Raw genomic sequence first — 15,229 nt, 5'->3', positions numbered from 1 at the left:
AGAGCCGGCGACCGTCGGCGGACAACGAACACAGAGGTGAATGACAATGGCAAGCAAGAGCGCCGACATCCGTCCGGGCATCACGCTGGCATGCACTGAGTGCAAGGAACGTAACTACATCACGACCAAGAACCGTCGTAACACGCCGGATCGCCTGGAGCTGAAGAAGTTCTGCTCCCGCTGCGGCAAGCAGACCGTGCATCGCGAGACCCGCTGAGCACATACAGGCTTTCAAACCCGACCCAACCGGTCGGGTTTTTTCGTATAGGATGACAGGCATGACGACTTTTGCGGAACTCACCACCATCGGCGTGGGCGGCCCCATCGCCCGTTTCATCAAACCCACCACGCGCGTCGGCGTCATCGAGGCCGTCGAGGAGGCCGACGCCAAGGGCCTGCCCCTGTGCGTGATCGGCGGCGGCTCCAACATGCTGGTGTCCGACACGCCGTTCCCCGGCGTCGTGGTGCGTGACGCCCGCCGCGCCATCACCGTGCCGGACGAGGTCGCCCCCGTGGAAGGCGGCGACCGCACCGTGCACGTCAACGCCGAGGCCGGCTGCAACTGGGACGACTTCGTGGCGTTCACGGTCGAGCTGGGTCTGGAGGGTGTCGAGGGGCTCTCCGGCATCCCCGGCACCGTCGGCGCGTCCGTGGTGCAGAACATCGGCGCCTACGGCCAGGAAGTCGGCGCGTCCGTGGAATCGGTGGAGGTCTGGGACCGTCGGGACAAGCGCACCACCGATCTGACCGCCCAGGACCTGAAGTTCGGATACCGTTCGTCGGCGCTCAAATCCAGCATGTATGCGGCGCCGGCCACCCCGGCCGGCGAGTTCTTCCCGACGCCGCGCTACGTGGTCCTCTCCGTCACGTTCGCCCTGCGGCACAGCGCCACCGGCACCGTCGGCTACGGCCAGCTCGCCAAGGCGCTCGGTGTTGAGGTCGGCGACCGCATGGAGACCCGCGCCATCCGCAATGCGGTGCTCAAGGTGCGTGCCTCCAAGGGCATGCTGGAGGACGCGGCCCGCTACCTGAACCCGGCCATGGAAGGCACCAAGCGCGCCGATCAGGTGCGGATCGCACTGCGGGCCCAGTATGGCGACGTCGCTGATTCCCTCGCCGTGCCGGAAACCCCCGGATCGGACTCTGACACATCTGTCGCGGCGGAACGGCTTGTTTCCAACACCGCGGATACCGAACTTGTGTCACAGTCCACGGCGGCGTCTGCCGTGACCGTCGACTCGGGTATCGCGCCGGATTATGACCGTCACAGCTGCGGCAGCTTCTTCATGAACCCGATCCTGACCGCGGAACAGGCCGCCCGTCTGCCTGAGGACGCGCCGCGCTTCGATGCCGCGCTGCCCGACGGTACGCCCGGAGTCAAGACCTCCGCCGCCTGGCTGATCGACCACGCGGGCTTCCACAAGGGGTTCAAGACCGCCGAGGACGCCAAGGCGGGCCTGTCCACCATGCATACGCTCGCCCTGACCAATCGCGGCGGGGCGTCGGCAGCCGACGTGGCCGAACTCGCCCGCGCGGTGCAGGACGGTGTGGAGGCCGCCTACGGCGTGCGGCTGGTCCCCGAACCGGTGATCGTCGGCATGGACCTGCGGTAGTCGGGCGTTGGGGCACCACGGGTCTATACTGTCTCCCAGCGAGAAGAAGGACGATCAAAGGGGTGTCCCTGATGCTGCATCTATTCCGTACCAAATCCGTCGAGCAGACCATCGCCGAAACCGGCGAGGAAGGCCACGAGCTCAAACGCAATCTGAAATGGTGGGACCTGGCCATCATGGGTGTGGCCGTGGCGGTCGGCGCGGGCATCTTCTCCGTCGGCGCGCAGGCCGCGGCATTCCACGCCGGTCCGGCCGTCATCATCAGCTTCATCATCGCCGGGGTGGTCTGCGGCGCCGCCGTCATGTGCTACGCCGAGTTCGCCTCGATGATTCCGGTCGCCGGGTCCGCCTACACGTTCACCTACACCACCGTGGGCGAGATCGTGGCCTGGATCATCGGATGGGACCTGATCCTGGAGATGCTCATGGCCGGATCGGTGATTTCGAAATACTGGGGCGTGTACCTCAACGTTTTTTTCGACCTGATGGGCTGGGATTTCGACACGCATCTGGCGATCGGACCGTTCACCATCGACGTGGCGCCGGCGGTCATCGTCGCGTTCTTCACCACGCTGCTGGTGTTCGGCACCAAGCTGGGCGCGCGTGTCGACGGGGCGATGACCGTGCTCAAGATCGCCATCGTGCTGTTCGTGGTCATCGTCGGTTTCTTCTACGTCAAGGCCGAGAACTTCACGCCATTCATCCCGCCGAGCGAACCGTCCACCTCATCCGAGGCCGTGATGAACCAACCCCTGTGGCAGTGGGTCACCGGCATGACCCCGTCGATCTACGGTGTGCCCGGCATCCTGTCCGGCGCGGCGCTCGTGTTCTTCGCGTTCCTGGGCTTCGACGTGGTCGCCACCGCATCCGAGGAGGCTGAGAACCCGAAGCGCAACGTGCCGCTTGGCATCGGCGTGGGACTCGTGCTCGTGGTCGTGCTGTACATGCTCGTGGCCATCGTGACCACCGGCATGGTCTCCTACAAGGATCTGGCCGCGCAGCCGGACCCGTCGCTGGCCACCGCGTTCGAACTGGTCGGTGCCACCTGGGCGGCCAAGGTCATCAGCTTCGGCATCGTGCTGGGATTGGCCACCGTGATCATGGTGCTGCTGTTGGGTGTGACCCGCGTGGTGTTCGCCATGAGCCGCGACGGCCTGCTGCCGCGCGGCCTGAGCAACACCGGCAGGCACGGCACGCCGGTGGCCCTGCAGATCATCATGGGCGTGTTCATGGCCACCGTGGCCGCCTGCTTCGACATCTCGATGCTGTCCGACATGGTCAACATCGGCACGCTCTCCGCGTTCACGCTGGTGGCGATCTCCATCCCGATCATGCGCCGCCGCCGTCCGGACCTGCCGCGCGTGTTCCGCGTGCCGGGCAACCCGTGGGTGCCGATCCTCATCGCGCTCGCCAACCTGTGGCTGATGGTCAACCTGTCCGTGGTCACCTGGCTGCGCTTCGTGGTCTGGCTGGTGATCGGCTTCGCCATCTACTTCGGCTACGGCTACCGGCATGCGCTGCTCGGCACCGGCGAGCTGGCGGATGCCGACGCGCGCTGAGTCCCGCGTGGCCGCCGGCACGCCCCATCTTCCGGTGTCCGGCGTAAGCTGGTGGCAATGACCACTACCGGACTGTGACACATCGTGACGCTGGTGCAATCACCATGATGGCGGTTTTCCAAGGTTGTTCCGCACAGTGTCAGGGTCGCGAAACGCCACAGTCACATATCAGCTGGAGGTAAGCCATGCCGTACGTGATCGCGCAGCCCTGCGTGGATGTCAAGGACAAGGCCTGCGTGGATGAGTGCCCGGTCGACTGCATCTACGAGGGCGCCCGTTCCCTGTACATCAACCCGAACGAGTGCGTCGACTGCGGCGCCTGCGAGCCGGTGTGCCCCACCGAGGCGATCTTCTACGAGGACGATCTGCCGGAGGAATGGGCCTGGTACAAGGACGCCGCGGTGAGCTTCTTCGCCGAAGTGGGCGATTTGGGCGGTGCCAGCGCCGCCGGTCCGCTGGGCAAGGATCCTGAGCAGGTGGCCGCGCTGCCGCCGCAGAACGCCTGACGCTCGTTCGCTGTTGCTCACTGTTGTATCGGGGCCGTCGCGATATGCGGCGGCCTTCGTCGTATGCTGGGTACAGTGATATCGGCGTCCGCCGGCATCGTCGCCATTCAACGAAGGAGCGTTATGGGGTTCTACGAGTTTTCGTCGCCATACGATTGGTCCCGCATCGCCGAGTACAAGCGTACCGCGGCGTCCGTTCCGGGCGGCATGATCGATCTGTCGGTCGGCTCACCGGTCGACTCGGTGCCGCTGGCGGTGCGCGGCGCGCTGACCGCCGCCTCGGACGATCCGAACGCGTACGGGTATCCCGCAACGGCCGGCACGGCGGATCTGCGCGAGGCGATCTCCGACTGGTTCCGTGACCGGCGCGGCGTCGACCTTGGTGCGATCAACGCGGGCATCGTGCCGACGGTCGGCTCCAAGGAGGCGGTGGCGCTGATGGCGTCGCTACTGCGGCTGGGGCCGGGCGACGTGGTGGTGCAGCCGCGCGTCTCCTACCCGACGTATGAGATCGGCACGCAGCTGGCCGGTGCCACGGTGCTGAAGGTCGATGACGTCTCCGATGTGGAGTCGTGGCGTTTCGTGCCGAACGTGAAGGCCGTGTGGGTCAATTCGCCGTGCAACCCCACGGGGGAGACGCTGTCGCGCGAATGGTTGTATGAGATCGTGGCGGCCGCGCGCCAGATTGGCGCGGTGGTGCTGTCCGACGAATGCTATGCGATGCTGGACTGGCGCACCGGCCAAGGCGGGGTGGCGCCATGCGCGCTGGACCCGCAGGTGTGCGAGGGGAGCGCGGACGGCGTGCTGGTGCTGTATTCGCTGAGCAAGCAGTCGAATATGGCCGGGTATCGGACCGCGTTCATCGCCGGCGACTATGCGCTGGTCGCCCGGATGACGGCCTACCGCAAACAGATCGGGCAGATCATTCCCGGCCCCGTGCAAGCCGCGATGGCGGAGGGGCTGCGCGACAGGGACGCCGTGCGTGAGCAGAAGGCGCGGTATGAGCGGCGTCTGTCCGCTTTGGTCGGGGCCTTGCGCGCGTATGGGTATGACGCCGCGATGCCGCAGGGGGCGCTGTACGTGTGGGTGAAGGCCCGTTCCGGCGACTGCTGGCAGGACATGGCCGATCTGGCGCGGCTGGGCATTGTGCCGAGCCCCGGGGAGTTCTACGGCGCCCCGGATCATCTGCGGTTCTCCGCCACCGCCACCGATGGGGCGATCGCCGACGCCTGCCGACGGCTGGGCGCCTGACGTCGGTCCTACAATCCGATACTTGCCGCTCCTTTGCCGTAACGTTGCCGGATGGCGTCGAGGGCCTGCTCCGCGTCGCGTAGCCGTGCGGAACGCGTCTGCCCGCTCGACGCGGTATCCTGCTCCAGCAGATCGTCGATGGACATCTGAACGGGTGTGCTCTCCCGTTCCGCCAAGCCACTGGCACTGACTCCCGCCAATCGCACCTGCCGGGGCAGCGGCGTGTCCTCGCCGGCATCCGGCGGCAGCCCCAGCATCGCCTTCAGCAACGCCGTCGATTGCGGGTACAGCACGCCCGCCGTATCGGTCGGACGGTCCATCGTATGCGCTTTGGTCCGGTAACTCAGGTCGTTGAAACGGAGCTTGACCGTTACGGTTCTGGCCATGAGCCCGCGCTTGCGTAGCGTGGAGGCCACTTCGTCGCAACAGCGGCGCAGCAGGGTGTTCACGGTATGCATGTCGGTGGTGTCGGCGGCGAATGTGCGCTCCGAGCCGATTGATTTCTCCGGCGTGTATGGCGTGACCTCACGCTCATCGATGCCGTGGGACGCCAGCATCAGGCCGTGCGCCACCGTGGCCGAACCGGTCGCCTGGGCGAGCGTGGCCTCGGGCGTGGCCGCCAGATCGGCCACCGAATCGATGCCCCACGCGTTCAGCCGACGTTCCAGCGAGGGGCCGATGCCGGGGATGCCCCGCAGCGGCATGATCTGCACGAACTCGGCATGGCGGGCCTTCGGAATCAGCAGCATGCCGTCCGGCTTGGCGTTGGTGGAGGCCATCTTGGCCACCAGCTTGTTCGCGGCGATGCCCACCGAACAGGTCACATGGTAGCGGGCCGCCACCTGCCGGCGGACCCACGCGCCGATCGCGCTCGGCGACCCCCAGCGCAGCAGCGCACCGGAGACATCCATATAGCATTCATCCACCGACACCTGCTCGATGCGGTCGGTGATCTGGCTGAACACCTCGCTGAAGATGCGATGCGACATCATGCGGTAGTAGCGCATATCCACCGGCAGAAACACGCCGTCCGGGCAGAGCTGACGCGCGCGGGCGCTCGCCATCGCCGAATTGATGCCGTAGCGGCGGGCCTCGTAACTGGCGGCGGAGACCACGGAACGCGGGCCGGTGCCGATGATGACCGGCTTGCCTGCAAGCTCGGGGTGTCGGGCGATCTCCAGCGAGGCGTAGAACGCGTCCATGTCGATATGCAGCACCGTGCAGCCGGTCTCGTCATGACCCCAGTCGCGTTTCGCGGCCTCGACCCGTGGTGCTGTGCTCATAACTCCATCCTAGATGGGGACGGCGGGGTCTCTGGCAGCCCTGCTCGTTGTGACCGTTGTCATCCTCCATCCTAGAGGGGTTGGGGAAAGGCGGTAGATATCTACCGTTTGTTGCGTGGAGGCGACATTGCGACATATAGTGCGTCGAGTCCGTCCGGGGTGGTATAGTAGACTGCTGTTGCTCCATTGGAGCGGCATAATTCAAGATTGGAGTCATGCCTGAGTGGCCGATAGGGGCACCCTGCTAAGGTGTTAGTCGCTGATTGCGGCTCGAGGGTTCGAATCCCTCTGACTCCGCCATCGAGGGTTCCGGGATAATCCCGGAACCCTTTTTGTTTCCGCGAAAACGGCGGTATTTCAGCGTTTCCGAGCGTTTTCCGCGTATCCACGAACCCGCGCGACGATGCGTATGCAAGCGTTTTCCCGCATAGCTAATGGGGTACGTAATGGGGTACGGGCTTTCGGAGGCTTGGATGACGAAGACGCTGCAGACCGTCCTCGGCCACTCCAGCGCGAAGGTCACACTGGACGTCCCGTCCGTGCGGATCCGACGGCGACGCATAGACGCGGGGACGACCTCCCGCCCGTACGGCGTGTCCCCTTCCCCCACAAGGGGTTCGCATGCACCCGACGCTGGCGGCCGGACCCGCTGCGGTATGGGGGGGGGGTAGATTATTGGCAGAGTATGAGTAAGGGGGGCGTCGAAAACGGCGTCCCTATAGGGAGACGGGGCGATTGCATGGCGCACAGGATCCGGATTCGCGACATCAAGGGGGGTTCCCGTCACGGGAAGGGGATGCGGCGTCCGCTGAGGACGGCCATCGCCGTGATCGTCGCGACGGCGATGCTCACACCGACCATCGCGTCCGCGGCGCCGGTCGTCCCGGACGCCCCCTCACCCGTCCCCGGCGTGGAATCGTCATCCCCGTACGCGGATGACGGCGTCACCTACACGGCGGACGGTCGTCCGCTCTACGAGAGCGCGTCCGACACCATCTATATCTATAACGCCATCCAGACCGCCGTCGCGCGCCAGGAGGACGCGGCCGACCAGCCCGTTCTCACCGGCGACGGCGATGCGAAGACCTTTGGCACCGGTCAGCCCATCTACGACGAGGGCTCCGACGAGCCGCTCACCTACAGCCCCGAGCACACGTACGTGTACGTTGACGGCTGGGATGAGGGCCTCGAGGACGAGGGCGAGAACAACAACGTCGAGCTTCAGACGGGCGAGGGTGAAGGTAACGAGCCCGAGGCCCAGGAAGAGCCCGATGCCGAGAAGAACGTCGAGGCCGAGAAGGACGAGCAGGTCGAGAAGGACGAGCAGGTCGAGAAAAACGACGAGGCCGAGAAGAACGACGATTCCGCGACCGACCCCGCGACGACGGGGGAGTCGGGGTCTTCCGATGCCGGCGAGTCCACTGCCGCGCAGGACGCTGCCACCATCGCGGGCGCTGAGGTTCTTTCTGACGGCGAGGACGGAACGACCGGCAAGGTGCTGCTGGCAGACGAGCTCGATGGCCGCGACTACGTGGGTCAGACGGTCAAGAACATCAACGGCACGGATTACATCCTGATCGGCAACGAGCAGCAGCTGCGTGCGATCGGGTCGAATAAGCATGTGGTCGATAAGATCTGGTATCAAGCTAATGCTTTTGCAGAGTGGACCCTTGAATATGGAGGCGATGCAGATCTTGGTCCAAATGAGGATCTGCGAAATGAAGGTAATTTTCATCAACATGTTTTGGGCGTTGGGTATACAGGCTCTTCAGGTGCCGAAGGTGGACCCGATACGGGTGTGTCCCCCAACTCTGGGTTGACGTATTCCTCAGATGCCAATTACATCATCTTCCGTGACATCGAGCTGACGTACGACTGGACGCCGCTCATGTTCACGGGGACCATGTTCGGCTCGAAGAGTGCAACGGCAGCTACTGCAGGCAGCCTCTGGGGCTGTTTTGAGACCGAAGGCACGAACTCAGGCATCTCTGACATTTCCATAACGGATGGTGCCGACAGCCGTCCCAAGATTTCCAACGTGAAAATCAATCAGAACGACGCGATTTCAACCGACAAGCAATCGGGCGTGGGTTTCTTTGCCTCGCTGTACAGCGAGGCGGAAATCTCGAAGAATTCCCTCGGTAAGAGCCAAGGGAAAGTCCGAGTCAACGGAATCATCCTCGATGGGGTACGCGTTACAACTAGTACAACCGAGACCGTCGACACCGATACCCTCGTATCGATTGTTGCCGATATTTTGGGAGATCTCCTTGGCCTAGTCGGTGGCATAGTCGGCGGGATATTTGGCATATTGCTGCCGGGATTTGGAGATTTGAGTTTGGGGGACGCCCTCCACGACTTGTTCAACCTGCACAACAGCGATCCGTCGGTATTCGCGACGGGTGCGTTTGCTGGCAGGATCGTCGGTGACGTCGAGGTGGAGCACTGCACGGCCGTGGACGTGCTCGTCTCGAACGCCAATTCCATGACCGGTGGATTTGTGGGCTACATCGAGGGCCAGCCGCAGTATTCGATTCTTGGCGGCATTTCCACAATACTGATTAATACCCTCACCCAGATTCTCAATGCTATTCCCGGTTTGGGTTTGGGTGACCTCATCACCTTGCTGCTCGGTAACAATATCCTCGATCTGAAACGCTTGATTCCCATCGGATATTACCGTCCCGTCATCTCGGACTGCGATGTCGACACGTTCGTTGCCGTTGCGGAAGGGGAGACTCCCGTCATCGGTTCGGCGGAGACGAGCTTTGCGGGCGGCTTTGCCGGTGTTCAAATCGGCGCGATCATCGAGAGCTCGCGTGTGGAATCCGAGGGCGCGTTGCAGATCAATGCAAAGGAATATGCCGGCGGTTTTGTGGGCCTGATGCGCGACGGAGAGGTCCAGGGCCTGCTGGAAAACCTTGGCGTCCAGCTTGTCGATCTAACAAGGCCGCAAAGCCTGGCATATGAATCGACCGTTCATGTGGCGACGCTTTCGGTTGCCGCAAAGGATAATCATGCTGGCGGATTTACGGGAGCCACGGAGGCGAGCCATCTGGTGAACAGCTCGGTTCAGGCAAAGACATCGCTGAATGTAAAAGCTCCGCTGTACGCCGGCGGTCTTGTCGGAGAGGCCACCATGGGATGGATCACCAACCTCGGTGCCGATGAGGGCGATAAGAACCTGCTGGAAAGCCTTGCCGGCATCGTGACGGGGCTGGTTGGGCAGGACAACTCCGGACAACTGCTTGCGCTGATGGGTTTTGACCCGTCGACCATTTTGGGTGGATCCGTTATCGGCGGCAGCGTTACCGTTGCCTCCACGAGCGACTATGCCGGCGGTATGGTCGGTAAGGGCGAGGGCGTCACCATCGCCAGCTCTGCAGCAGACCAGGTCCAAAAGCTTGCGTTCTGGCAGACGGGCGAACGATATGCGGGGACGACGCCCGCTACGCGCGGAAATCTCGTGCTTGGCCTCTCGCAGGTTCAGTCGGGTGGGTCCTATGCGGGCGGCATCGCCGGTGCGATGGAGACCGCCTCCGTTGGCGGTCTGCTGAACGGCTTATTGGGCATCGGCAGCCTGAAGAATCTTGCCGGCGGCGGCTTTACCGCCTTCGAGGTATCCGACACGCGCGTGAACGACGCGTCGGCCATGCAAGAGCTTGTTGATGGCAAGGCCCCATGGATTGACTTGACGATTGCACCCAACGGGGCATATACGGTCACCGCTGAGGGCTATAGCGTCGGCGGTGCCATTGGCTGCGCTACCGGCGGCACGGTCGACAACGTCAGCGTCCACGGCTTGAGTTCGGTTAAAGCGGTGGGCGAAGTCGGAGGCTTTATCGGTCAGGCAGCAGCGGGCGATGTCCTGGGATCGGATGGCGTCAACCTGCTCAGGCTGGTCAGGCTGAGTGGTCTGTTGTCCGTTGCGACGAGCTCCCGTCTTACCGTCAACGGTTCGTCGATCGAGGGTGCCGGCGAGGGCTTTACCGTCCAGGCGACGGGGGAGGGCTCCGCATCTACGGACACGATAACGGCGGGCGGATTCTACGGTCGTGCGAGCAGTATGCTCACCACCGACTGCCACGTTAGGAACCTTGCTAGCGTGACCGCCCCCACGTCTAACGGCGCCGCCGGCGGATTTGTCGGTCTTTCCACGACGGGTGGCCTTGCGAGCGCGGCGTCGGATTCAGACGAAGGCTCCGGTCTCCTAGAGGAAATTTTGGGCCACGATGGTTTGCTGAGCATCACCGACTTGCTTGGTGCGGTGCCTTACATGGTGCCCACGTACAAGGTATCCGATGTGTCATTCTGCGAGGCGGGCGGCAGCGTGAGCGCCGACGTCGCGGGCGGCTTTGCCGGCAACTTCGAGAGCGGCAAGGTCAACGTGTTCGATGACAAGGATTCGCAGGAGCTCGTTCAGGCGGCCGCCGATGCTCCGTGGGCGGTGTACAACCTCGCATCGGTCATCGGTCGCACGTATGCTGGCGGCTATGCCGGCCGCATGATATCGGGTTCTCTGGCTGATGCCGGCGGCGGCCTGAGCCTGCTCGGCGATAGCCTGAAGGTTAATCTCACACAGCTGCTGAACGTTGTCTCCGCCTACGTACCCACGGTGCAGCAGGCGGGAGTTCGTTCCGCGGACGCGACGAAGGGGTTTGTCGTTTCTGCATCGGAACTGGATGATACCGATGCGTACTCCGGCTCGGCAGGCGGCTTTGCCGGCTATGCGAGCGGCGCCCAGATTTCCGAATGCGATGTCGACTGCCTGCGCTACACGGCCGTCACGGAGCCCGCCGATCTCGAGACGGCTGATGCGGACGAGGCACAGGTGTTTTTTGGCGTTCAGAGCTCCTATGCGGTGACCGCGCCGCGTTACGCGGGCGGCTATATGGGCTATCTGAACATCGGAAGCGCTGCCGGTGTCGGCTCCGGCCTCAAGGTGTTCAAGCTTGTTGAGCTAAGCGACCTTACGAGCGCGCTGAATGTTGTCGCCTCGACCATCGAGCATTCCGATGTGCGGGGAGCCGCAGGCGGTTTTGCCGTCCTCGCGAACGGTAGGGAGGCCGCCACAGGAGTAACCGGATATGCCGGCGGTTTTGCCGGCAAGATCTCCGGCGGCCGGATCCAGGATGCGAACTGCTACAACTTCTCCTACGTGATCGGGCAGACTGCGGCAGGCGGCTATGCAGGCGAAATCGAGCCCGGCTCGGTTGCCGATGTACTCGGCAGTGCGTCGCAGGGCGACGATGGTATTTTGACGGGCTTGCTTGGTGCCAAGGACTTGGCCACGCTCGTTCAGTCCTTCGTACCGGTCATCCGCAATAGCGAGACCACCTGTGTTCCCTGCGGCGGTGCGGTGCGAGCGCAGGCGCTGACCACCGAGGAGGGCGGTGCCGACGGCTCCGACACGAAAGTCACCGTTCAACGCGGTATGGCCGGAGGTTACGTGGGCCATAGCGTCGGCGGCCAGATTTGGGGAAACAGCTCGTCCTCGTGGAAAGACGAAGTCGACGATGGCGGCAACTACACCGGAGTAAAGCGCGAGGCCGCTGCGGTCCGCATCCGCTCCGTGTACGGCGCGGAATACGCGGGCGGATTCACCGGTCTTATGGAGTCTGGCGATACGGCGAGCGCCGGCGGGCTCAACCTGCTGTGGGGCCTCGTGACCGCCGACAATCTGCTGAGTGCCCTGTCGGTTGTCTATCCCACGGCGGAGAACACCGCGGTATACGGTCCGTTGCGCGGGCTGAACGCAGAGGAATGGAACTCCTGGGTCGACTACGTCGGCATCCACGGTGGCTACGGCTCGAGCCTTGCCGGAGCTGCGGGGAAGGTCGATCCCGATGCGACCGATGATGAGCTCGCCGCGAAGCTCTCCGAATACGTGTATGGCACCCATGTGGTCGCCGGTCGTCAGACGTACGAGAGCGTTGCCGCCGGAGGCGGTGCTGCTGGCGGATACGTGGGCTCCATGGTCACGGGAACCATCACCAACGGCAAGGCGTACGACACCAAGCTCGTGCGAGCTATGCGTGCGGCGGGCGGCTTTGCCGGTGCTGCCGAGGCGGGTGCCGCGGCGACGCTGGGGTCGGTTGGACTCCTGAATGGCGTTCTGGCAATCAATCTAAACGAGCTTCTCAGCGCGGCCCAGATCTTCGTGCCGGTAATCAAGAATTCCTCAGTCGAGGGCTACCGCCTCGGCATGACGGTAGAGTCATCTGGCTCCGGTTCCCAGTCGGACGATGCTACGAACGCCACCGGCAACGCCGGCGGGTATATCGGCTACGGTGCCGGTGCCCAGATTTGGGGAGATGGCAGCACGTCGTCGGAGGGCGCATCTGACGCTGAGGCGGCGCACGGGTGCAACGTCTCCGGTCTGCGCCGCGTGAGCGCGGCGGCATATGCCGGCGGCTTTGCCGGCAAGCTGACGGCTGGCGTGGCGGCCAAGCTGAACACGGATAACGCATCCGATGGTTTCCTTCAGCAAGTGCTCGATGCGCTCGTCGGATCGACCGGTCTTTCCGATTTGGTCAGCGTGCTCAAGCTCTCCATGTCCGTGGTTCGCGGCACCACGGTGACGGGCTTCGACGAAGCGTGGGGCTATACGGTCGAGTCTTATCGTGACGGCTCCTATCCCATCGCTGCGGGCGGCTATGCCGGTGCTGTCGAGGCGACGGTGCTCGGAAAGCTCGACAACGGTGCAGATAGCCTGGCGGCAAATCATGTTGAACGCCTTCGCGGTGTTGATGGCGGCTACTATGCAGGCGGTTTCGTCGGGTTGGCGGATGTCGGTGGCGTCGCTGATGTTGCTTCAGGCAGTACCGAAGGTAGCAACGTAAGCATTCTTGGTTTGGTTGGGCTCAACAACGTTGGTGTACTACAGGTATTCCAACCCTGCATCTACGGCGCGGGTGTTATCGGTGTTTCGGATGGCGTCACTGTCCGTGCTCATAACGCAGATAGCGGAAGCATGTTGAATAACAAGCGCTCGAGTGGCAATGCTGGCGGTTTCGCTGGCAGCGTTATGAGCGGTACGGTGCAGGACAGTAGCGTTACGAATCTCAATTCCGTAAGTGGCCCCAGCTATACGGGTGGCTTCATCGGCTATACCGGCAAGAGTGGCGTGCTCGATGCTGAAGAGGCGGACATCGCGAGCATTCTCGGTCTTTCTGCCGAAGTGATTAACCTGTTCAGCACGATTGTTAAAAACGATACGGTGACAGGCATTGCGGCTGGATATACTGTTTCATCCTCTCGTGACGCGCTGAGCGATGAAGAGGATAGCGCCAGCGACGTACAGCCTATCTCTGGCGGATTTATTGGTTTCGCCGATTTGGCCCATGTGATGGGCTGTTCTGCCATCAATCTGAAGCGTGTTGGCTCGGATGAGATTGCCGGCGGTTTTGCAGGTAAAACAACGTTTGACTATTTGGTAAAGCTGGAGACAAACTCTCCTCTTGTAGCGGGTCTGTTGGTAGCGGTGAATGCAATCGTCGAGGCTCTGCGCCTTGATGAACTGCAGAATCTCGATGTGATAAAGATTAATCTCGGTGGTGAAAAGTTCATCGAGGTCGGTGTTCTTGCCGAGGGGAACGTCGCAAAGATTTCCCTTTTTGGTCTTACCATACGCATCGCGCTGAGCAAGGAATCTGGGCCAAACAGAGAAGATGTTGTCACCATCACAATCGGAGACTCCTCAGTTGAGTTGACCTGCGATAAAGAAGGAAATATCAGCAAAGAGGATATCTCCAACCTAACGGTGAACTTGATCAAGGCGAATCGTGCGGAGATTACGGGGTCAACGGTGACCGGCATTGCCGACGGCTACGACGTCTTTGGCGGCGGTGCCTCGCAGGATGGCGAGGCCTCCCACGATGGCAGCGGCTATGCCGGCGGGTTCGTCGGCCATAACGACGAGGGCAAGCTGCAGGGTAACGAGATGGTGCTCGCAGATGTCGTCAAGGGCGCTGCAGACAAGACTGGTACGTTCACGGGCGTTACCAGCTACAGCTCCAATTGGTGGTTCAACGACGTCGCCGATGTCGAGACGGGCAACACCTATCACGTGTACCGCGATGCTGCCCTCGTTGGCGCGAGCGTCGAGAATATTACCGCCGACCTTACGGTAGGGAGTGCGGTGTCGGACAACACGTGGGCCCGATTTGACGTGACAAAACACGTGCCCAACGCCAATAGGAGCAACCTCGCCGATTGGCAGAACGCAACCGCTGCCAAGGAGGGAGCCGAGGCGCAAGCCTTGGGTGTCATGGCCTCTGCTTCCAAGGCCGTTCTTATGGCCGATGCCGAGGTAACCGACAATACCGGCGGACTCACTCCTGAGCCGGAGGATGGTCAGGATCCTTGCGAGGCCTCGATTGACCTGACTCTGCAGAAGATCTGGGACGACGGCATCTTTGGTCTCGTGCGCCCCAGCGAGGTTGAGTTCGTTTTGTATGCGACCTATACCGGCGACGATGGTGTGTTGCGCACGCGCTATTACGACCAGGATCTCGGCTACCTTGTTGATGAGAAGTCTCTCCAGGTCGATTCTGAGGGCAAGCCCATCAAGCCAACGGTGACGGTGACGAAAGAGGACGCTGAGTCGCTGTGGTCCTCAACGTGGCGAGAGGTAATAGAGAGCCTTCCTGTTGCCACGGAGGAGGGGCACTACTACACCTACTACGTTGACGAGGTCGACGTGGCTGGATACGAGACGTCTCAGGTGACCGCCGACCACGAAGAGCAGGTCTTTACTGTGACCAATAAGTTCACTGGGATGCCCTTGCTCCCCGGCACCGGAGGCATCGGAACGACGCTCATCGTCGCCGTCGGCCTCGCGACCCTGGTTCTTGGCGGCATCTGGCTCGACCAGCAGCGTCGACGCCGGAATCCGCCGCGCGCCTACGCCGGCGCTCATTTTGCGAATGCCGCGCCGAATACTCGACGCGTTTCGAAATAGGTAAGTAAGTTGCATCAGAAAGAAAGGATGAAAAGATGCACAAGGTAACTAGAAA

7 protein-coding genes and 1 tRNA gene are annotated in these 15,229 nt (G+C 62.6%); 7 read left to right on the top strand and 1 reads right to left on the bottom strand.

The genetic code is table 11. The features are described 5' to 3' along the window. The first annotated feature begins 46 nt into the window (after positions 1-46). The 5 genes from rpmG (at position 47) to dapC (ending at position 4,929) form a co-directional block, all read left to right on the top strand. Positions 47-217 carry a 50S ribosomal protein L33 gene (gene rpmG / locus BIGA_RS06265; protein WP_003807891.1) on the top strand — a complete coding sequence of 57 codons (171 nt, stop codon included), beginning with the start codon at positions 47-49 and terminating at the stop codon, positions 215-217. 61 nt (positions 218-278) lie between these two features. After that, positions 279-1,613: a UDP-N-acetylmuramate dehydrogenase gene (locus BIGA_RS06260; protein WP_033505284.1), complete on the top strand. Its 1,335-nt coding sequence runs from the start codon at positions 279-281 to the stop codon at positions 1,611-1,613. 74 nt (positions 1,614-1,687) lie between these two features. Next, positions 1,688-3,172, top strand: coding sequence for an amino acid permease (locus tag BIGA_RS06255; RefSeq protein WP_033505496.1), 1,485 nt, complete (start codon positions 1,688-1,690; stop codon positions 3,170-3,172). A 185-nt stretch (positions 3,173-3,357) separates the two neighbouring features. After that, positions 3,358-3,678: a ferredoxin gene (gene fdxA, locus BIGA_RS06250; protein ID WP_033505282.1), complete on the top strand. Its 321-nt coding sequence runs from the start codon at positions 3,358-3,360 to the stop codon at positions 3,676-3,678. A gap of 123 nt (positions 3,679-3,801) precedes the next feature. After that, positions 3,802-4,929: a succinyldiaminopimelate transaminase gene (gene dapC / locus BIGA_RS06245; RefSeq protein ID WP_033505280.1), complete on the top strand. Its 1,128-nt coding sequence runs from the start codon at positions 3,802-3,804 to the stop codon at positions 4,927-4,929. A gap of 8 nt (positions 4,930-4,937) precedes the next feature. Here dapC and dinB read toward each other — a convergent pair whose 3' ends face one another. Further along, a complete protein-coding gene (gene dinB, locus BIGA_RS06240; RefSeq protein WP_033505279.1) occupies positions 4,938-6,212 on the bottom strand; it encodes a DNA polymerase IV in 1,275 nt (424 codons plus the stop codon). 209 nt (positions 6,213-6,421) lie between these two features. On the opposite strand from dinB, the gene BIGA_RS06235 reads away from it, so the two are divergent. Together BIGA_RS06235 and BIGA_RS06230 are read left to right on the top strand one after the other, a co-directional pair. Further along, a tRNA-Ser gene (locus BIGA_RS06235) sits at positions 6,422-6,512 on the top strand. A gap of 439 nt (positions 6,513-6,951) precedes the next feature. After that, positions 6,952-15,174 carry a Cna B-type domain-containing protein gene (locus BIGA_RS06230; protein WP_051917139.1) on the top strand — a complete coding sequence of 2,741 codons (8,223 nt, stop codon included), beginning with the start codon at positions 6,952-6,954 and terminating at the stop codon, positions 15,172-15,174. Positions 15,175-15,229 lie beyond the last annotated feature (55 nt).

Origin of the sequence: Bifidobacterium pullorum subsp. gallinarum (assembly GCF_000741215.1) — a bacterium.
Classification (GTDB): domain Bacteria; phylum Actinomycetota; class Actinomycetes; order Actinomycetales; family Bifidobacteriaceae; genus Bifidobacterium; species Bifidobacterium pullorum_B.
Note: the sequence above shows the minus strand (reverse complement) of the source record. Positions and strands in the feature narration are given on the sequence as shown.

Coding starts and splice junctions, on each gene's coding strand:
- rpmG (WP_003807891.1), top strand. CDS start 47: ATGGCAAGCAAGAGCGCCGACATCCGTCCGGGCATCACGCTGGCATGC.
- BIGA_RS06260 (WP_033505284.1), top strand. CDS start 279: ATGACGACTTTTGCGGAACTCACCACCATCGGCGTGGGCGGCCCCATC.
- fdxA (WP_033505282.1), top strand. CDS start 3,358: ATGCCGTACGTGATCGCGCAGCCCTGCGTGGATGTCAAGGACAAGGCC.
- dapC (WP_033505280.1), top strand. CDS start 3,802: ATGGGGTTCTACGAGTTTTCGTCGCCATACGATTGGTCCCGCATCGCC.
- dinB (WP_033505279.1), bottom strand. CDS start 6,212: ATGAGCACAGCACCACGGGTCGAGGCCGCGAAACGCGACTGGGGTCAT.
- BIGA_RS06230 (WP_051917139.1), top strand. CDS start 6,952: ATGGCGCACAGGATCCGGATTCGCGACATCAAGGGGGGTTCCCGTCAC.